Annotated in this window: 17 protein-coding genes; 11 read left to right on the forward strand and 6 right to left on the reverse strand. The window is 56.4% G+C overall.

The window, feature by feature from the left end:
• Positions 1–40: 40 nt before the first annotated feature.
• From ACTNB1_RS00905 to ACTNB1_RS00920, 4 genes are all read right to left on the reverse strand, one after another.
• The gene (locus tag ACTNB1_RS00905; RefSeq protein WP_195279860.1) at positions 41–1,816 is read right to left on the reverse strand and encodes an oleate hydratase; all 1,776 of its coding nucleotides are present in this window, start codon (positions 1,814–1,816) and stop codon (positions 41–43) included.
• Between the two features lie 123 nt (positions 1,817–1,939).
• Positions 1,940–2,521, reverse strand: coding sequence for a TetR/AcrR family transcriptional regulator (locus ACTNB1_RS00910; RefSeq protein WP_195279861.1), 582 nt, complete (start codon positions 2,519–2,521; stop codon positions 1,940–1,942).
• A gap of 236 nt (positions 2,522–2,757) precedes the next feature.
• The gene (locus ACTNB1_RS00915) at positions 2,758–3,648 is read right to left on the reverse strand and encodes a hypothetical protein (protein ID WP_441167407.1); all 891 of its coding nucleotides are present in this window, start codon (positions 3,646–3,648) and stop codon (positions 2,758–2,760) included.
• Positions 3,638–6,667 (reverse strand): RNA dependent RNA polymerase, encoded by a 3,030-nt coding sequence (locus tag ACTNB1_RS00920; RefSeq protein ID WP_441167408.1) that lies wholly within the window; start codon positions 6,665–6,667, stop codon positions 3,638–3,640. The genes ACTNB1_RS00915 and ACTNB1_RS00920 overlap by 11 nt, the downstream gene beginning before the upstream one ends.
• 122 nt (positions 6,668–6,789) lie before the next feature.
• Here ACTNB1_RS00920 and ACTNB1_RS00925 point away from each other — a divergent pair, with 122 nt between their 5' ends.
• The 5 genes from ACTNB1_RS00925 (at position 6,790) to ACTNB1_RS00945 (ending at position 11,827) form a co-directional block, all read left to right on the forward strand.
• On the forward strand, positions 6,790–7,866 hold the full coding sequence (locus ACTNB1_RS00925) for an AAA family ATPase (protein ID WP_441167409.1): 1,077 nt from the start codon (positions 6,790–6,792) through the stop codon (positions 7,864–7,866).
• 201 nt (positions 7,867–8,067) lie between these two features.
• The gene (locus ACTNB1_RS00930) at positions 8,068–8,379 is read left to right on the forward strand and encodes a plasmid mobilization protein (RefSeq protein WP_441167410.1); all 312 of its coding nucleotides are present in this window, start codon (positions 8,068–8,070) and stop codon (positions 8,377–8,379) included.
• A gap of 3 nt (positions 8,380–8,382) precedes the next feature.
• Positions 8,383–9,750, forward strand: a complete 1,368-nt coding sequence (locus ACTNB1_RS00935; protein ID WP_441167411.1) for a relaxase/mobilization nuclease domain-containing protein — start codon at positions 8,383–8,385, stop codon at positions 9,748–9,750.
• A gap of 48 nt (positions 9,751–9,798) precedes the next feature.
• The gene (locus ACTNB1_RS00940) at positions 9,799–10,077 is read left to right on the forward strand and encodes a hypothetical protein (RefSeq protein WP_441167412.1); all 279 of its coding nucleotides are present in this window, start codon (positions 9,799–9,801) and stop codon (positions 10,075–10,077) included.
• 70 nt (positions 10,078–10,147) lie between these two features.
• Positions 10,148–11,827: a recombinase family protein gene (locus tag ACTNB1_RS00945; RefSeq protein WP_441167413.1), complete on the forward strand. Its 1,680-nt coding sequence runs from the start codon at positions 10,148–10,150 to the stop codon at positions 11,825–11,827.
• Between the two features lie 120 nt (positions 11,828–11,947).
• On the opposite strand, the gene ACTNB1_RS00950 is transcribed toward ACTNB1_RS00945, so the two are convergent.
• Positions 11,948–12,883 (reverse strand): S1 RNA-binding domain-containing protein, encoded by a 936-nt coding sequence (locus tag ACTNB1_RS00950; RefSeq protein ID WP_441167414.1) that lies wholly within the window; start codon positions 12,881–12,883, stop codon positions 11,948–11,950.
• Positions 12,884–13,025: 142 nt separating this feature from the next.
• On the opposite strand from ACTNB1_RS00950, the gene ACTNB1_RS00955 reads away from it, so the two are divergent.
• The 4 genes from ACTNB1_RS00955 to sigE all read left to right on the forward strand — a co-directional run bounded on the left by ACTNB1_RS00955 (position 13,026) and on the right by sigE (position 16,013).
• Positions 13,026–13,223, forward strand: a complete 198-nt coding sequence (locus tag ACTNB1_RS00955; protein ID WP_441167415.1) for a DUF951 domain-containing protein — start codon at positions 13,026–13,028, stop codon at positions 13,221–13,223.
• Complete coding sequence (hisC, locus tag ACTNB1_RS00960; RefSeq protein ID WP_441167416.1) at positions 13,220–14,284, forward strand: histidinol-phosphate transaminase; 1,065 nt, start codon at positions 13,220–13,222, stop codon at positions 14,282–14,284. Before ACTNB1_RS00955 ends, hisC begins: the two co-directional genes overlap by 4 nt.
• A 127-nt stretch (positions 14,285–14,411) precedes the next feature.
• A complete protein-coding gene (locus ACTNB1_RS00965; RefSeq protein ID WP_441167417.1) occupies positions 14,412–15,266 on the forward strand; it encodes a sigma-E processing peptidase SpoIIGA in 855 nt (284 codons plus the stop codon).
• A 27-nt stretch (positions 15,267–15,293) separates the two neighbouring features.
• Positions 15,294–16,013: an RNA polymerase sporulation sigma factor SigE gene (gene sigE / locus ACTNB1_RS00970; RefSeq protein ID WP_441167418.1), complete on the forward strand. Its 720-nt coding sequence runs from the start codon at positions 15,294–15,296 to the stop codon at positions 16,011–16,013.
• Between the two features lie 49 nt (positions 16,014–16,062).
• On the opposite strand, the gene ACTNB1_RS00975 is transcribed toward sigE, so the two are convergent.
• Entirely contained in the window at positions 16,063–16,239 is a 177-nt protein-coding gene (locus ACTNB1_RS00975) for a hypothetical protein (protein ID WP_441167419.1), read from the reverse strand.
• Between the two features lie 177 nt (positions 16,240–16,416).
• On the opposite strand from ACTNB1_RS00975, the gene ACTNB1_RS00980 reads away from it, so the two are divergent.
• Positions 16,417–17,700: a dihydroorotase gene (locus ACTNB1_RS00980; RefSeq protein ID WP_441167420.1), complete on the forward strand. Its 1,284-nt coding sequence runs from the start codon at positions 16,417–16,419 to the stop codon at positions 17,698–17,700.
• A gap of 35 nt (positions 17,701–17,735) precedes the next feature.
• Positions 17,736–18,662, forward strand: coding sequence for an orotidine-5'-phosphate decarboxylase (pyrF, locus tag ACTNB1_RS00985; protein WP_441167421.1), 927 nt, complete (start codon positions 17,736–17,738; stop codon positions 18,660–18,662).
• The last annotated feature ends 11 nt before the right edge of the window (positions 18,663–18,673 follow it).

An 18,673-nucleotide genomic window follows, 5' to 3' on the forward strand; every position in this document is an offset into this window, starting at 1 on the left:
AATACGATATCGGTCTATTTAGTGGAAAAGGTATTAAAGGTCAGATGACATGATATTCCTTTAGCAGCTTCTCCACATCCGTACCAGAGATTTTTTTCAGCACTTCCTTCAATGCCATCCGCTCTTTTAAGCCCAAATGCATATCTGTGATCTTCCGGCCGTCCCTCAACTGTACCGTTGCATTGAGCAGGTCTCGAACATCGAAGGTACTGCCCCAGACCTCTGGCACTCCCCGGTCGATGTCCAGCAGGGTATATACCGCCTCCATGCCGGTACGCATGGAGTATTCCGTAGTGAAGATGGTATCTCGGGGGGTCTCGGCGAACTGACCGATGAAGGCAAAATTGACAGCCTCCCTGGGCACCACATCCGGTCGGTCCCCCGCCGCCCGGGGCATAAAGAAGGCGGTGATATAGGGCATCATGCAGGGGACAGTATTGGCGCTGCACTCGGCCAGAGACTCAATTTCCCCCTCAGGTACACCCAAGTGGTAGAGCCACTCCATGCAGATCTCCTTGCCGGTACACTCCCGCATGGGCTTTTTCACATAGTTGCCGGGCTTATCGCTGAACAGACCGTAGATCCAGCCCACCAGCTGGCCCTTGGGCTGGCTGCGGAACTGGGGTTGGCGGTTGAAGGTCCAACTCAAAAGCCAGTTGGAATCCTTCACGGTGACGATGCCGCCGGTGACCACCTTGCCGCTGAAAGGATCCCGCTGACAGATTTTTTGAATATAGGGCGGAATTTTGTCATCCAAGGTGGTGACGGTGGCGCTCATCCAGTTGCTCTTCTCCGGATCGCCGCAGAACTTCTCGGGATGACCGAAGGAAGGATCCTGGGCCGCGATGCGCCGCCACATATCCCAGCCGCCACCCTCTTTCAGCTCCGGCTTGTAAGGAGCGGGAGTGTTCTGAGAACCCAGAGCAGAGTTCTCCACGCAGCCACCCGGTGTGATAAAGACCAGATCCTGCTCAATAAGATCGATCTGTTCCTCTCCGGTTTCAAACTGCAAGGTGAGGCGACGAGCAAGCTTTTGACCGGCGCGAATGTCAAACTCCACATCAATAACCTTGGTATTGTAGTGGAACTGTACGCCTGCCTTCTCCAGATAGGTCACCATGGGCAGGATCATGGATTCGTACTGATTGTAACGGGTAAAGCGGAGAGCCTTGAAGTCGGGTAAACCGCCAATGTGATGGATGAAGCGACGGAGGTAGAGCTTCATCTCCAGGGCACTGTGCCAATTTTCGAAAGCGAACATGGTGCGCCAGTAGAGCCAGAAGTTGGAGTTCAGCACCTCGTCACTAAAGTAGTCTGTGATGGGCTTGTCGTAGAGCTCCTCGTCGGGGGTGAAGAACAGCTTCATGATCTCCATGGCCCCGGCGTCGGACAGGCCGAACTTCCCGTCGGTGTGACCGTCCTCCCCACGGTTCTGGGTGGCCCGCATGAGGGAGTAGTTGGGGTCCCGTTTGTTGAGATAGTAGTACTCGTCCAGCACGCTCAGTTCCGGGTTCTCAATGGAGGGAATGGATCGAAACAGGTCCCACATCACCTCGAAGTGGTTGTCCATCTCACGGCCGCCCCGCATCACATACCCCAAGCCCGGGTACTCCCAGCCGTCGCAGGCCCCGCCGGGGATAGGATCCTTCTCAAAGATATGGATGCGTTTTCCCGGCATCTGCCCATCTCTCACCAAGTAGCAGGCAGCAGTCAAAGCTGCCAGACCGGTTCCAACAATATAGGCAGATTTTCGTTCCACACCCTCCGGTTTGAGTGGCCGAACAAAAGCTTCATAGTTTCCACTGGAATAATACATTCAAATGACCTCCTTCGTCATTTCTTTGCCTTCATTGTATCTTTTCTCCAATGTCCAAACAATAAACAAAGCCTCTCGGATGATGAAAATTACATCATCCGAGAGGCTTTGTAAAAAGTTTTATCATTCCAGCTCTTTTGATAAAATTGGTGTCTCTGCCATATTTTTAATAGCTAAAAGAAGTTGGCCATGTATCATCTGACTCACCCGACTGACAAATATTTTCGGATCTTCTTTCATTCCATACTTGACCCACTCCAACATGATACCCACAAATCCATGTTTGTAAAAATCGGCGATATACTGTTTGTTTTCGAGAGAAATGGAGTAGTCCTTGGATAGTTCACATACAACATCAAACAGCAAATCATAAACAACTCGGCAAAGATAATTCTCAATTTTTTCTCGCTGGATGGAGTGATACACACCTTCCACAAATGCCCTATTCTCCCTTGTTGCGCAGCATAAAGCGAGAAAACCTTCCTGCCAAGTTTTATAATTTTTTCGTCCTTGTATGGCCTTAGCACCTTCTTCTTGGCATATCCAATCAATGAGATCAAAGATATCTTGGAAATGATAATAGAATGTCATGCGGTTGATGCCGCAGGCTTCCGTAATATCAGCAATCGTGATTTTAGACAGAGGCTTTTGTGTCATAATACATTTCAACGCCATAGCCATTGCCCATTTTGTTGTTTGAGACATTGTTATCTCACCCCTTATGTTAAGTATAGCATGATTTACAAGGTGTGAAAAGTAATTATCCTCTTTTGATGAGCATTTACTAACAATTATGTCGTGATATGCGCCATTTCTGGGAGGGCCAAAATTACGGAAGACTTTTTTAGATGAAGCATTAGATTCTGTGCCTCCTTACAAAGTTTACCAGCACTGGCATAGTTCAAAAATTTCCCTTTCAAAAAGGAATGTTAAAACCACTTCTAAAGTAACTTTTCTTCTTGCTTGTCATCCAATTCTGCCTCCAACCGGTACCGGCAAAGCCCAAAGCCTGTTTCAGATCGCTCTAAAATGGTCTCTGGGATCTGCCTGAGATACTTCCGCCCAAAGCTGGTGGTGCCGAAATATGCGTCAAAGTTGGCCACCGGCAGCACCACCCAGTCGGAGTCCTCCGTCTTGTTGGCAAAGTAGTAGGCCACCAGCGTCTCCACCATCTCCACGGGAACGCCCTTGGGCGTGAGGCTGCGAAGTCGCTCCACCAGCGCAGGCGAAAGTTCCGGATCTTCGCTGCCAAGCGGCCCAAGTTCCAGCGCCTGGGCCAGAAAACTGTCAAACCGCAGGCCCCACTGCCCCTTGGTGGTGGGGGCGAACAGGGGGATCTGCATCTGGATCACCTTGTCCCGCCAGGCCTGGTCAAAGCCTTTCTCAATGGCAACACACTTCTTCTGGGCGCTGCTGGATACCCGCTCCGGATTTTCCCGCACAAAGGCCGCCACCCGATGCACATGCCTATGGAACCATCCGCTACCGTTTTCATCCACAAGGCTGGGGAATTCAGAATGAAGGTCCCCAAAATCACTACCGAACTGCCACGCCTCCCGGGGCGTGGCGTTTTTGTTGCTTGGCACACTGCACCAGGCGCACAGGCCCCGCTTGGCATAGTCTATGCGTTCCCGGGGTGCTTCGGCGGAGCTGCCATTCTCGTTATGAAACAGAAACCCTCTCGCCAGGATGGTCAATACCCGGTTGAGCCCCTCGAAATCTAAAATAGTCTCAAAGGTAAAGCGGCCCAAATAGGTGGTGTCCTGCTTGTTCCTGGCGGTGTAGTTTACCACACCGATGTAGTCCTGAAACTCCTTCCACTCATTCAGCATGGTCCACCTCCAGAACATGTTCCTCAATGTGGTCCTGCAGCAGGTCCCACAGCAGGTTCCGCTTACCCAGGGCCACCACATAGGGCGCCGCCAGGCTGGGCCGGACAATCTTGTCCAGCAGCTTGCGGCAGACCTTGGACACTACGGCCCGCTCGTTGCCGCTGAAGGGGGCAGACAGATAGGCCTCCATCATCTTCTGGAAGGCCGGGGAGTCCGCCGGGCGGCGGAGCTGCTTCCGTTCCCGGGCTGTCGCCAGATCGTCCATATCACAGACCAAATCTCCCAGCAGACGGAACCCGCCGTGGCGGAAGTCGGTCAGAAGATCATAGTAGTCCGCCGCCTCCGGCAGATGCCCTTGCAGAAATGTTTCTCTCTGTGCTTCTGTCATCAGGTGCCACTGCTGGTCCACGATGGCCTTTCGCAGAGCGGCGATGCGCTCCGGGGAAAGCTGCTGAAAGAAGGCGTACAACTCGTCGCTGTCGAAGAGCTCCTCTTGTCCTCTGGCGTAGAGGATGCGATCAATGTCCGTTTTTCGCTGCTGCCCCTTGGCAGGAGCGCGGCAGGCCCGGATGCGGGAGAGGCAGTGCTCGTAGTCCCACAGCAAGGCAGAAACAGAAGAAAGTGTTTTCTCATCCAGCTGCCTCTTCCAGTTTCGCTCCTGGGCGAAGGTGAATAGTTCGCTATCCTTCGCTGGTTTCTCCTGAATCTTGGGCGTATTGCGCTCCAGCTGGCGTGCCAGCCAGGGCAGCCGCTCCACCGGGGAGTCCACGGTGTCCCAGTCAATCCCGGCAAAGAAGGTCTCCAACCGCTCCCGGTGGGTGGGCTCATACCAGGCGCGGCGGCGCTCCTCCGCACGCTCCAACAGATATTTGTACTGCAGGAAGGGAGTGCGCTTTACCTTCCGTCCACCCAGAAATTCATCCAGATTGGGCCGTACACCGGTCTTGGCCGCGTCGATCTCCAGCCCGCTGTAAATGGCCAGGGCCTCCAAGTCCCGGCTGCACCGCTTGCGCTCCTCCGGGTCGGCGTGGTCGTTGTAGGCGATGACGCTGCGGTCCAGGGCGGCGTTGCAGATCTGCCCGATACGGGCGGCAAAGGTGTTCTCTACCGTCTGAAAACGAGCCTGCCAGTCGTTGGCGTCGGACTTGGGTGCGGACAAGGACGGAATTTTCAGCAGGGGCAGGTTGGCGTTGTTGGAGAGCTGCTGATGGACATCGTAATCATAGTTCCGCTTCACACAGCGGTTCAGGATGGGATCGGCAATGGTCTTGATGAGGTCGCCGTCGTAGTCAGCGCCGCCCAGCCGCTCTGCTGCCAAACTGTCAGCGGACACCATGACCACATCGGTGAGGTGGCCCAGGTAGTGTTGGCGCAGTTCGTCTCCCTCTGGATACACCGACAGCTGCAATTCCTCGTTCCGGGCGATGTGGGGATTGCGGAGAAGGGTGCAGCTGTCCTCATGGTCATAGGCCGCACCGGGTGCAAAGAAGCTGTCCTCCGCAAAGAAATCTCCCATCACCTGATTGCAGAAGTCCCGCTCACCGGGCAATTGGAACACACGGGGCGCGATCAGCTGCCGCAGCAGTTCCAGCAGGTCACCTGAGAGGAAACGGTTGTCCCCTGGCACCAGAAGTCGCCCAACGGCGTAACCTCGGAGAATCTTCCGGGCCTGCCCATCCAGCTGTTCCGCATAAATAGGTTCCCGAATAAACTTCGGGTTTTTCTCCAACACCCGGGCCATGATGTTCGCCCGGCTTCCCCTGGGCTGGCTCAGGCCCCGGCGAAAGTATTCCTGCTGATATGCTTCATTGGCACGAAAGTTATAGTAGGCCGTCTCGGTGGCCTTGGTCAGCCACTGACGAGGATCATCCTCCGGACTGTGGTCCCAGCCTTCCGGCAGGTCAGCGGGGCGGAACTCCTCCGGCTGAATGGAGAGGGTGGAGAGGGACTGGTAGTTGAGCTCTACCAGCTCCTCCGGCTCCGTCTTACTCAGGTTGGTGATGTACAGGGCGTGGTTGTAGTCCCGGAAGGCGTCCCAATAGTCCTCCCAGGTCATACCGTTCTCCCGCAGCCATCCGTATGCCTTGAACTGACTGCGGGTGAGAATGATGTCCACACTGCGGACGGGGTGTGCCTTGCCCCAGATGTCCAAGATGCTCTGGGTACCGCTTCTCTTCAAAAAGTCTTTGAAATCCACCTGATGGAGCATCCCCTTGATGTAGGGCATACGGATCTGGAAGGAGGTGTGGGTGTGGATGCCGCAGCAAGCCTTGTCTACTACCTCTGCATACTCTTTGGAGATGAGGCCCACGCCGTCAAAGCAGGTGATGTCCAGATCTTCCAGTGTATCCGCCCGATAGAAGGTTCCCGGCTCTCTGCCTTCCCGCAGGGTGATGACGGAGGCTCGCTCCACTCTCTTGGTTGGATTGTCTATGACGATGACCCGGTGTTTTTTGTCAATGTGGATGCCGTCCACCCGGGTTCCGCTGGAGAACATGAGACCGTTGTAGGCGTAGAGTTTACTGAGCTGGCAGCGATCCAGTTCCATGTTCAGCATGATCCGCTGGCGCATGGGTTCATACAGATCCGCCCGGATGAAGGAGAGCCGGGACTGGCGGCTCATGCTGGCGGAGCGTTCAAAAGCCACATAGCGGTGTGGGCCGCTGCCGAAGTCCAGAGTGATCCCCTCGGGACGGAACATGTCTCTGGCCTTCTCCCGGCGGGCCTGCTGCGTCCTTCCGGTTCCACGCCGGTCAAAGATCCCGGCGAAGTCCATATAGAACAGCACATCGGAAAGCAATGTGACTTTCTCATCGCCACGCTCCCGCCAGCCCTCCCCGTGGAGTTGGTACATCAGCTGATGGAACATGGCGCAGCTGTCCTGCTCGTGCTTGGCACCCGGTACCTTGCAGTGCTCGGTGGCACTGCGGTTCAGAGCAAAGATGTAAACGCCGTCTTTCTCCGCGGCATAGCTCATCACTGCCCGGGCAGAGAGTTCGTAGATCTGATAGGTCGCCATTGGCTCACCTCCGTTTGCTCCATTCTACCATAAACCATTTCAAAATCAAAATGAATACTACTCCCACTTCTATTGAGGTGGGAGCTTTTTGTATTCAAATTTTTGAAACGGAGGTACCAAACATGAACAACAAAATGAACCATCCCCTGATCACAGTGGACGGCAGAACCCTGATGGATCGCCCACTGGAGCCGCCCAATTTTGTGGTGGACACCCTGATCTCTCAGGGTCTGCACATCCTGGCGGGCTCACCAAAGGTGGGTAAGTCCTGGTTGGCTCTGTGGCTGGCGGTGACGGTGGCCAAGGGAGAACCGGTGTGGAACATGAGCACCAAGCAGGGCACCACCCTCTATCTCTGTCTGGAGGATTCCGTCCTCCGCATCCAGAATCGACTCTTTGAAATCACTGAGGATGCACCAGACAGCGTCCACTTCTGCACAGAGTGTGCGCTCATCGGCCAAGGGTTGGAGGAGCAGGTGGACGCATTTGTCGCCGCACACCTGGACACCGTGCTGGTCATTATCGACACCCTGCAGATGGTCCGTCCGATCCACGACGCCACCTACGCCAATGACTACCGGGATCTGTCTGTGCTCAAGCGGCTGGCGGACAAGCACGGCATTGCCATCCTGCTCATCCACCATCTGCGGAAAGAAAAGGCGGAAGATGTGTTCCACCGGATCTCCGGGACCACTGCTATCAGTGGTGCGGTGGATTCCAGTTTCACACTGGTGGAAGAAAAGCGGGGCAGCGGCAGAGCCAGACTGACCTGCGTGGGCCGGGACATCGAATACCGGGAGCTGGAGCTTCGACGCAGCGAGGAAAATGTGTGGGAGTTGGTTTCGGATAGCAGAGAAGAACCCGTGCTGCGTGAGGATCGGATCGTCGTTCTCCTCTCTGCATTTATGAGTACCAGAACAATATTTATCGGCACTCCCACGGAGCTCTCCGAAAAGATCGACCCTGATAAGGCTGAAGGGGTAACGCCTAAAAAGATTTCAAGGCTGATCCTGCAAAGCGTTGAGGCCCTAAGGAAGAACGGAATTGCTGCAGTGGTCCGCCGAAGCAACGGCAAGCGTGTAATCGAGCTGAATCGTGCCGATAGTGTCGATTTGGAGGGTGCCGAAGAAATCGTCCCTATCGACCCTGTCGAGGCGCTGTGCGGCGATTTGCGGGCGGTTTCCGGGTGCGGCAAGTAAACTCCCGCAAGGCAAAAGAAACGCCGTGTTGGGCCGCTTGTGGCCCAAGGAGGAGCGCGGGTGTTCGGTGCGGGAGAATCACCTCCTTGGAGGTGGCCAGCATCGCGTTTGTCTGGTCAACGGCACAGCCGCCGCCCGCCTTCCGCATAATTTCCGGGCAGAAGCCCGGACCCACTTTATCTGTGATTTAGAGGAAACGACATGAAAAAAGATATCAAATTCAGCACCAGGATGGCATCCGAAGACCGTGAGGCCATCAAGGAATTGGCGAAACGCTCCGGGATGTCCATGAGCGATTATGTGACGGCCTGCTGTCTGGGAAAGCAGGTTGTGGTCATCGATGGACTGAAAGAAGTGCTCAAGGAGCTGAAGTCAATCGGCAGAAATCTGAATCAACTCGTCACCCTGGCGCACATGGGACGCGTCACGGCGATCAACCTGGACGGTGTACGCCAGGCATTCTCTGAACTCTGCGTTGCTGTCCGGCTGATTCTGGAACGAAGGCGGTGGTGAAAAATGGCGATCATCAGCTTCACTAACTACAAGCGAGGACAGACCACCGGATGCATGGGAGCCGTAATGCGGTACACCATGCAGAACAAGAAAACCGAGTGTGACGGGCAACAGTTGGTCACAGGCATCAACTGCCAGCCGGAATCTGTCTACGCGGACTTCATGACCACCAAGCGGCTGCATCACAAAACCGACGGTGTGCTGTTCTACCACATGGTGCAGAGTTTCCCAAAAGGCGAAGCGGTTGATCCGGTCACCGCTCATGCGGCGGCACTGAAGCTGGCTGAGTACTATGAGGGCTATGAAGTCCTGGTCTGCACCCACACAGACCGGGAACACATTCATTCCCACTTCCTCATCAACTCCGTCAACTTCGACACGGGAAAGAAACTGCACGTGGCAAAGGAGCAGCTTCAGGAATTGCGACAGCGCAACGATCAGGTCTGTGTGGAGTTTTCTCTCCCTGTGTTCAACCCCACGAACAGGAAAGAGAAGACCAAGACGATGTCCATCGGCGAGTATCACACGGCCACCCGTGGCCAGAGCAAAAAACTGCAGCTCATGAATATCATCAACGACTGTATGCTCCACGCCTCTAACCGTGAGGAGTTTATTGCGCTGATGGAGAGCGAGGGCTACAAGGTACGCTGGGAAACCTCCCGGCGGAATATCACCTACACCACACCCAGCGGCTGGCAGTGCCGTGACCGCCTGTTGTTCGGGGACAAATATTTGAAGGAGAATATGGAATATGAATTCAGGATCAGAGAAGAAATTATCTATGGACGAGCTGTTGGAAAAGAACCGTCCCGCGCAGATGGTACAGACCACGCCGCAGCTTCCGGTGCAGGAGTTGACACTGCCTCCCGAAGTGCATCCTACGAAAGCAGAGTGGGAGGATCTGCAGAGCGACCTCTACACACTGGGGTACCACACCGAGAGACAGACTGGCTATCTCAAGAAAGTCAGCGAACTGCTGGCGCAGCTCCCGACCCGGACGCAGATGGACGAGCTGCTGAAAGCGGTGAAGCATCTGGAGCAAATGAGCGAACAGGCTGGGAAACAGAAAGAGAAGCGTTTTTCTCTGCCCAGCATCAGGCTGCCCAGACTGAGTCTGCCGTACATTCCATGGACCAGTCTGCTGTTGGGACTGGCGGCCCTGGCGCTGACTGGGCTGGTGCTGTGGGTGGTGTGGTCCAGCTTGGACACGCTCTGGAGCGCGGCCAGGGGCCTGCTCCCGTGAAGGACGCCACCACTACGCACTACCACGCAGACAGCAAGGCCCTCCGGAAAGAACGACAAAAGAAAATCGCCCAAGGCCACGCCGAGGACGATCACAAAGAAGAACAGACTTGGCAGCAGACCATGTGACGGTCTGCTTTTTTGTTGCCCGAATTGGTTTTGGGAGAAAGGAACACTATGAAAAGTGAATTCGAAGTGTATATGGAGACAGGTATTCTGGGTGGTTATATTCCGGAGCGAGCAATTGGTCTCCGGAACGAAAACATGATCACACCAATCTACCGGGATACATCCTATCACGAAACGGAACATGGTACGGAGCTCCGCCGGGAGATGATCGTGGGCGGACGAAAATTCTTTGTCCGCTCCATCTTTTCAACTGCCGAGAAAGCAAAAACACCTACGGAGCAGATGCTCCAAATCATCGACAGTGATTTAGAAAAAGGTTCGATTTGAGGATAGACATTGGGCAGGAGATACGGTATGTTTGTTGTTACCGTATCGGCTTGCCCGGAAAGGAGTAGCAATGGCAAGCAACGAAAAATATACCATCCTCTATGGCCGGCTGAGTCAGGAGGATACGCAGAAAACAAATAAGACGGATGACTCTAACAGTATCCAGAATCAAAAACTTCTGCTGGAGAAGTATGCAGCTGAGAAAGGATTCACCAACACCCTCTTTCTGTATGATGACGGTTACTCTGGAACGAACTTCAACCGCCCAGGCTGGCAGCAGGTCATGGAGTTGATGGAAAACGGTCAGGTGGAAACACTGATCGTCAAGGACATGTCCCGACTGGGCCGTGAATACCTTCAGGTGGGTCAGTACACGGAACTCATCTTCCCAAGCTACGGTGTGCGCTTTATCGCCGTCAACGATGGCGTGGACAGCCTGTACGAGTCCACCAATGACTTCACGCCCTTCCGGAATCTGATGAACGAGTTCTATGCCAAAGACTGCAGCAAGAAGGGACGCTCTGTGGTTCGTCTCAAGGCTGAGACTGGTGCCAGAGTGTCCTCCCGCCCCCGCTATGGGTATATAAAGGACCCGGCAGATCCCAAACGGCACATGGTGCCTGATCCTGAGACTGCTCCGGTAGTGCGGTACATCTTTGACCTCTGCGTTTCTGGAAAGGGTCCTGCCCAGATTGCAAAGCAGCTCAAGAAAGACAAAATTCCCACGCCTGGATATTCCTACTACCAGAAGCATGGGGTGGAACTGACCGGAGTGGACATCACTCAGCCATACAACTGGTCCACCAACACCATCGCTGGCATTCTGGAGGATGAGACTTACCTGGGTCACACCATCAACCTGAAATCCACCACCCTGTCCTTCAAGAACAAGAAGCGCATTGAGCGTCCCGAGTCTGAGCAACTCCGCTTTGAGAATACGCACGAAGCACTCGTTACGCAACAGACCTGGGAGATCGTACAGGATATCCGCAAGCATAAGAGGCGTCCGGCAAAGATGGAGGAGCAGAATATCTTCTCCGGGCTGGTCTACTGTCTGGACTGCGGGGGCACCATGGTACTGCACCGAGCACACACCATGGATGCGGTGAAAAACAACTTCATGTGCTCTACCTACAAGAAGAAAGGCAAAGATGTTTGCTCTGGGCATTACATCAGAGAACAAGAACTCAGTGCCATCCTGCTGGATGACATCCGGCGTGTCACGCACTTCGCTCGTCAGAACGAGCTACGGTTTGCGGAGCATATCCGCAAGAAACAGGGCAAGGAGGCGCAGCAAGAGATCACGGTGCTTCAAAAGAAAATCGACACCATGCAAAAGCGCCAGGACGAGCTGACAAAACTCTTCAAACGGCTCTACGAGGACAGCGTCCTTGGCCGCATCCCGGACGAGCAGTATCGCATCCTCTCTCAAGAGTACACTGCCGAGCAGAAAGAGATTCAAGAACAGCTCCCTGCCATGGAAGTAAGGCTTCAGGAACTGAAAGACTCCAGCTCCAATATTACCCGGTTCATTGAGAACGCCAAACGGTACAGCCAGATCCCGGAACTGACCGCTGAGATCTTGCGCATCTTCATCAAGCGGGTGGAGGTCGGTGAGCGTGCGGAGAAATACTCCCGCACAGCACCTCAGGAGGTGCGTATCTATTACCGCGACATTGGTCTGGTGGATGAACTGCCTCAGAGTATGGCGAATTCCGTGGCAGAAGCAATCCAAAACGAGGTTGCATGAGCAGAAAAGGGAGGCTGTGCCGAAACACAGCCTCCCTCCACAGGAACAAATATTGAGTTATATGGGTAGGTTCATAAATTGTCCCTATGGAACGCCGGAGAATGGACAGCGGCCTTTTTTTCAATCCGAAAAGATGGACTCCATCCCCACTTTGCAGCAGCCGGATGGGGCGTATTTCCATTTTTCGATGCGGCCCTGGGTGAGGAAGTATTTGAGAGGCTCCGGACGGAGCATCGGGGGCAGAGCGTCGATGGCCAACAGCTTGATCTTCATTCGCTCCGGCAGGATGGCCTTGATGTACACCGAGACCCGCCCTCCCTCCTGAAGCAGGGGACTGTGCTCTGCCAGGCCGGACAGGTTGGGGGTGAGTTCCACAAAGGCCCCGTACTCCTTGATGCCCCGGACGATGCCGGGCACTGTCATGCCGGTGTGAAACTTAGCGGCGTTCTCCTGCCAGGTGCCCAGCAGCTCCTTATGGGTCAGATAGATCCGTCTGCGGACTGGGTCCAGGTCCTGGACCACTGCCAAGATATCATCCCCCACGGAGAAGCGTGCCTGTGGGTGGGGGATACGGGCCACGGAGATATTTTCAATACCGATAAGGGAGACAACGCCGCATCCGATGTCTACAAAGGCTCCGAAGGGCTCTAAATGGGTGACGGCGGCGGGAATGATCTGACCGGGCCGCCACTGTTCCAGCATGTAGTCCAGAGCCATCTGCTGGGCCCGGCGGCGGGAGAGCAGGGGAACCAAATTCCCATCGCGTGCCTCCAGCCCTTCCACGGTAAAGCATACCGGCTTGCCTACCCGAGAGAGGATAGCGATGTCCCGGGTCTCCCCTTGGGCGATGCCCAGGGCGGCTTCCTCCCGTGGAATCTGGCCGATATATGGGCCAAGCTCTACGGTCAGGTTATGGCAAGCGTCGCAGGAGAGTGCAATGCCCTCCAAAATGGTGCCTTCCTCCATGGCTCGACGCAGGGCATCGGGCGATGCGCAGACCGCCTGATTTTCTGGTGTGTGCAGCAGCCGCCCTTCCGGCGGGAAACAGCTCGTCAATATGACCAATCCTTTCTGTGTTCCGGACGTTTTTTTCTCGATAGGGCAGTATATGCACCGGGCATCCTTGAATTGACAGGGAGAAGCGGGGAAATTATAATATACTTTATAGCGATAAAGCGCCAGAGGAGGAGCGGAAGCCATGGATATCCGGGTAGGCGATGTGCTGGAACTGAAAAAAGAGCATCCCTGCGGGAGCCGCCGCTGGCTGGTGCTGCGGGTGGGGATGGACTTCCGCCTGCGCTGCCAGGGGTGCAGCCATGAGCTGATGCTGCCCCGAAGCAAGGCGGAAAAAAGCATCAAAAAGGTGATCCGAAGCGGGGAGGACGAATCAGTATGAAGGAATTCTGGAGCAAGCGTGCCAAAGCCCTGACCCCTTACGTTCCCGGTGAACAGCCCCGGGAGCGGAAGTTTATCAAGCTCAATACCAATGAAAATCCTTATCCCCCTTCGCAGACAGCACTGGCCGCTATTCGGGAGGCCGCCTGTGAGAGCCTGCGGCTCTACCCCGACCCGGAGTGTACCTCCCTGCGGGAGGCACTGGCCGCCACCTTTGATCTGAAGCCCGATCAGGTCTTTGTAGGCAATGGTTCCGACGAAGTGCTGGCCCTGTGCTTCCAGGCCTTTTTTGATCCGGACCGGACCATCCTGTTTCCTGATATTACATACAGCTTTTATCCCGTCTTTGCTGATCTGTACGGCCTGAACTACCGGGAGGTGCCGCTGGACGAGTGCTTTGGCCTGCCGGTAGAGGAGTTTATGGGGAACAACGGCGGCGTGGTGATCGCCAATCCCAATGCGCCTACCGGCCGGGCGCTCTCCCTGTGCCATATTCGTGCTCTGCTGGAGGGCAATCCGGACGCGGTAGTGGTGGTGGACGAGGCCTATGTGGATTTCGGCGCTCAGTCCGCCGTGCCTCTTATTGACAGTTATCCCAATCTGGTAGTGGTGCAGACCATGTCTAAGTCCCGGGCCCTGGCAGGGCTGCGGGTGGGCTTTGCTCTGGGCAACGCGAACCTGATTGCCGCTCTCAACAGTGTGAAGAATTCCTTCAACTCCTACACCCTGGACCGGCTGGCTCTGGCGGGTGCGGAGGGAGCCCTGCGGGATGGTGCGTACCTGCGGGCCATCACTATGAAGATCTCCAGCACCCGGGACTGGGCGGCCGACCGCCTGAAGCGAATGGGCTTTGAGGTGAGCGATTCCGCTGCCAATTTCCTGTTCATCTCCCATCCGGAGGTGCCTGCCAAAACCCTGCTGGACGGCTTGCGGGAGCGGGGCATCCTGGTGCGCTGGTGGGACAAGCCCCGTATCCGGGACTATCTGCGGATCACTGTGGGCACCGACGAAGAGATGGAGGCCTTGTGCCAGGCACTTTCCCAGCTGGTACCGGAAGTATAAGAGAATAAAAAAGTTGTGCCCGGGCACAACTTTTTTTACCCCCTACCCGTTCTGACCTTTTTTGTGGACGGGGCTTCGTATAATAATGTCTGCTGAGCGAACTGCCTTGGGGGAGGGGGAAGATGGGATGCGGACGGTCTATCTGGATGAACTGTTTCTGCTGAACTTCGTGGTGGACTACCTGCTCCTCCTGGCCGCTGGCCGACTGGCAGGAGAGGTGCTCCGTCGGGGCCGGCTGGCCCTGGGGGCGCTGCTGGGCGCGTCCTATGCCGCAGCGATCTTCCTGCCCGGCTGCGCCTTTCTCCTTCACCCCCTGTGCAAGTTGGGGGCGGCGGTTGGAATGGTGCTGACCGGCTATGGGGACAGCCGCCGTCTGCTGCGGGTGAGTCTGGTGTTCTTTGCCGTATCCGCCGCCTTTGGCGGCGGTATTTTTGCTCTGAATACCCTGGGCAGCCGAGGACTGGCACTGGAAAACGGTGTGCTGTCCTCCGCTATGGACCTGCGGCTTATCCTGCTGTCCGCGGCGGGCTGCTATGTGTTCATCACCCTGATTTTTCATCGCTCTGCCCGCCACAGCAGCCCACAAGAATTGGTTCCGGCAGTGCTGCGGCTGGACGGCCGTCAGGTGGCCCTGATGGCTCTGGTGGATACAGGCAATACTCTCACCGATCCCGCCACCGGGCGGCCGGTGATGGTGGCGGAAGGGGAGAAGGTCGTTCCACTCTTTCCACCCGGCCGGGCGCCCAGACCGGAGGAGTTGCGGGACCCGGTGGCGCTGCTGGAACGCCTGGACGGCGAGGGCTGGCATGGCCGATGCCGGCTGTTGCCCTATCAGGCGGTAGGGGTGGAGTGCGGCATGCTGCTGGCTCTGCGTCTGGATGGGGCGAAGGTAGGTACGGAAGATTGCGGGCGGCTGCTGCTGGCCCTGTCTCCCACCCGTCTGACAGATGGGGGCGGTTACTGTGCGCTGATCGGTACATAACGAGGCGGAAGAAAGGGGAAGGATCGGATGAGCTGGATGGTGCGCTGTTATGTGGGCCTGCAAAAGCTCCTTGCCCGGCTGGGATTGCGGCTGCCGGGCAAGGTCATGTATATCGGGGGGAGTGACACGCTGCCGCCCCCTCTGTCCCGGGAGGAAGAGGCAGAGCTGATCGCCTGCCTGGAACGGGGAGAAGAAGAGGTGCGCTCCAAGCTCATTGAGCGCAACCTGCGCCTGGTGGTCTATATCGCCCGCCGGTTCGAGAACACCGGCGTGGGTATCGAGGACCTGATTTCTATTGGCACCATCGGCCTCATTAAGGCCATCAACACTTTCCAGCCCGCCAAAAATATCAAGCTGGCCACCTATGCCTCCCGATGCATCGAAAATGAGATCCTGATGCATCTGCGCAAGACGGCCAACCTGAAAAGCGAGGTCTCCTTTGACGAACCGCTGAATACCGATTGGGACGGCAACGAGCTGCTTTTGTCTGATATTCTGGGCACCGAAAATGACCTGGTGATGAAGCCTATCGAGGATGACGTAGACCGCAAGCTGTTGCTGGACGCTCTGGAGAAGCTGGACGGCCGGGAGCGGCAGATCATCACCATGCGTTTCGGCCTGGATGGACGTCCGGAGCGGACCCAGAAGGAGGTGGCGGATAGTCTGGGCATCTCTCAATCCTATATTTCCCGGCTGGAGAAGCGGATCATCGCCCGGCTGAAGCGGGAGATCCTGCGTTTGATGTAAGATGTAAAAAGAGGGTTGCGGGCAACGCCCGCAGCCCTCTTTTCTTGTCTTAGAAGCCCAGGGTATCTGCCAGATCGTCCTTCATGTGGTCCATCCGGCGGGCTGCCTTTTTGGCCATCCGGCGCATGTCGGGGTTCTGCATGCCCTTGGCGGCCACCGCCATGCCAATGGCGGCTCCTGCAATGATGCCCATTCCCATTCCTTCCAGAAACGCGTGCTTTGTCATGAAATGATGCTCCCTTCTGCATTGGTGTCCGTCTCTATTATTGCCCGAAATGAAGAAAAATCCGTTGCTAAAATATGCGATTCAAGGTATAATGAAAAAACGGAAGTACGGGATTTTGTACGGAGGGTCGGGGGAAGGTGCCTGGACCCTTTTTTTGTGTGAGAAAGGAGCGATTGCGTGAAACTGCTGATACGCCAGGGACGTCTGGTGGACCCGGTAGGGGGCATCGGCGGCATCATGGATATTTTACTGGAGGACGGCAAGGTGGCCGTCATCGGCAGCGATATCAGGGAGTCAGACGCAGAAGTCATCGATGCCAGAGGCCTGACAGTATGCGCGGGTCTGGTGGATATGCATGTGCATCTGCGGGAGCCCGGCTTTGAGTATAAGGAGACCATTGAGACCGGCGCGGCAGCCGCTGCCCGCGGAGGGTTTACCTCCATCGCCTGTATGCCCAATACCAGGCCGACTACTGATTCTCCGGAGGTTATCGACCTGGTGAAGCAGAAGGCGGCCCAGGCCTGCGGCATCCATGTCTGGCCCATCGGTGCGGTGTCCAAGGGACAGAAAGGGCAGGAGCTCACTGATTTTGAGGCCCTGAAGGCGGCGGGGGCGGTGGCCCTCTCCGATGACGGTGTGCCGGTGCAGAACGCCAATCTCATGCGGGACGGCCTCATCACCGCCCACCGGCAGAACCTAACCATTCTGTCCCACTGTGAGGACGCGGACATGGTGAAAAACTATGCCGTGAACGAGGGACGTATCTCCCGCCAGCTGCGCATTGACGGCCGGCCCGCCATTGCCGAAGAACTGATGGTAGCCCGGGACGCCATGCTGGCGGAGGAGACCGGGGCGGCGGTGCATATCTGCCACATCTCTACTGCCAAGTCGGTGGCTTTGGTCCGGCGGTATAAGCGCAAAGGGGTGCAGATTACCTGCGAGACCTGCCCCCAGTACTTCAGCCTCACCGAGGATGAGATCCTGACCCAGGGCACTATGGCCCGGGTGAATCCGCCCCTGCGCACCAAGGCGGATGTGGAGGCCATCATCGAGGGCCTGAAGGACGGCACGATTGATGCCATTGCCACCGACCACGCCCCCCACTCCGCCGAGGAAAAGGCCCGGCCTCTGACCGAAGCCCCCAGCGGCATGGTGGGTCTGGAGACCGCCCTGGGCGTGACCCTGACCTATCTCTACCACACCAAGGAACTGCCCTTGTCCGATATTTTGCGGAAAATGACCATCAATCCCGCCTGCATCCTTCGTCTGCCCACCAAGGGCCGGCTGTCTATCGGTGCGGATGGCGACATGGTCATCTTCGACCCGGAGGAAGAGTGGACGGTGGACCCCGAACAGTTTGCCTCCAAGGGCCGCAACACCCCCTTCGCGGGAAAGAAGCTGAAGGGAAAAGTAAAGTATACCATTGTGGGCGGTAAGGTAGTCTATCAGGATAAAACCTGATCCCATAAAAACAGAAAAAGAGGAGTTTGAGAATTATGTCCTTTGATGCGCTGCAGGAGAAGATCATTGCTTGTAAGAACCCCACCGTGGCTGGTCTGGATCCCAAGCCGGAGTATGTGCCCGAACATATCCGCAAGGCCTGCTATGAGCAATACGGCGAGACTCTGGAGGGCGCCGCCGAGGCCCTGTACCGCTTCAACTGCGGTCTGATGGATGCCCTGTGCGACATCGTGCCCGCCGTGAAGCCCCAGTCCGCCTACTACGAGCGCCTGGGCTGGCGCGGCATGGAGGCTCTGGAGCGCACCATCCGTTACGCCAAGGAGAAGGGCTTCTTCGTCATTGCCGACATCAAGCGGGGCGATATCGGCTCCACTGCCGAGGCCTATGCCGACGCCTGGCTGGGTACCACCAAGGTGGGGGAGCAGGACCTGAGCGTGTTTGATGCCGACTGCGTTACCCTCAACGGCTACATGGGGGGCGACAGTGTCAACCCCTTCCTGAAGGTGTGCAAGCAGACCAATAAGTGCACCTTCTCTCTGGTCAAGACCTCCAATCCCGGCTCCGGCGAGCTGCAGAACGTCAATGCCGGCGACGGCGACACCGTGTACGGCCTGATGGCCGATCTGATCGAGAAGTGGGGCGCCGGCACCGAAGGTAAGTACGGCCACACCATGGCCGGCGGTGTGGCCGGTGCTACCCACCCCGACGAGCTCAAGCAGATCCGTGCCCGTATGCCCCATACCTTCCTGCTGGTACCCGGCTACGGTGCCCAGGGCGGTACCGCCGAGGACGTGCAGTATGCCTTCCAGGACAAGGGACGGGGTGCCATTGTCAACTCCTCCCGGGGCATCATCTGCGCCTGGCAGAAGACCGGCAAGAACGGCCAGGACTACCAGGAGGCCGCCCGCAATGCCGCCATCGCCATGCGGGACGACATCTGCCGGTTCATCACCATCGAGTAAGGAGGGGAGAC

It is taken from the genome of Flavonifractor sp. HCP28S3_F3, from assembly GCF_052065355.1.
Lineage (GTDB): Bacteria > Bacillota > Clostridia > Oscillospirales > Oscillospiraceae > Flavonifractor.

Excerpts from the sequence above, each read along its gene's own strand:
- ACTNB1_RS00915 (WP_441167407.1), bottom strand. The coding sequence starts at position 3,648 with ATGCTGAATGAGTGGAAGGAGTTTCAGGACTACATCGGTGTGGTAAAC.
- pyrF (WP_441167421.1), top strand. The coding sequence starts at position 17,736 with ATGTCCTTTGATGCGCTGCAGGAGAAGATCATTGCTTGTAAGAACCCC.
- sigE (WP_441167418.1), top strand. The coding sequence starts at position 15,294 with ATGAGCTGGATGGTGCGCTGTTATGTGGGCCTGCAAAAGCTCCTTGCC.
- ACTNB1_RS00965 (WP_441167417.1), top strand. The coding sequence starts at position 14,412 with ATGCGGACGGTCTATCTGGATGAACTGTTTCTGCTGAACTTCGTGGTG.
- ACTNB1_RS00920 (WP_441167408.1), bottom strand. The coding sequence starts at position 6,667 with ATGGCGACCTATCAGATCTACGAACTCTCTGCCCGGGCAGTGATGAGC.
- ACTNB1_RS00945 (WP_441167413.1), top strand. The coding sequence starts at position 10,148 with ATGGCAAGCAACGAAAAATATACCATCCTCTATGGCCGGCTGAGTCAG.
- hisC (WP_441167416.1), top strand. The coding sequence starts at position 13,220 with ATGAAGGAATTCTGGAGCAAGCGTGCCAAAGCCCTGACCCCTTACGTT.
- ACTNB1_RS00930 (WP_441167410.1), top strand. The coding sequence starts at position 8,068 with ATGAAAAAAGATATCAAATTCAGCACCAGGATGGCATCCGAAGACCGT.
- ACTNB1_RS00905 (WP_195279860.1), bottom strand. The coding sequence starts at position 1,816 with ATGTATTATTCCAGTGGAAACTATGAAGCTTTTGTTCGGCCACTCAAA.
- ACTNB1_RS00910 (WP_195279861.1), bottom strand. The coding sequence starts at position 2,521 with ATGTCTCAAACAACAAAATGGGCAATGGCTATGGCGTTGAAATGTATT.
- ACTNB1_RS00935 (WP_441167411.1), top strand. The coding sequence starts at position 8,383 with ATGGCGATCATCAGCTTCACTAACTACAAGCGAGGACAGACCACCGGA.
- ACTNB1_RS00925 (WP_441167409.1), top strand. The coding sequence starts at position 6,790 with ATGAACAACAAAATGAACCATCCCCTGATCACAGTGGACGGCAGAACC.
- ACTNB1_RS00955 (WP_441167415.1), top strand. The coding sequence starts at position 13,026 with ATGGATATCCGGGTAGGCGATGTGCTGGAACTGAAAAAAGAGCATCCC.
- ACTNB1_RS00975 (WP_441167419.1), bottom strand. The coding sequence starts at position 16,239 with ATGACAAAGCACGCGTTTCTGGAAGGAATGGGAATGGGCATCATTGCA.
- ACTNB1_RS00940 (WP_441167412.1), top strand. The coding sequence starts at position 9,799 with ATGAAAAGTGAATTCGAAGTGTATATGGAGACAGGTATTCTGGGTGGT.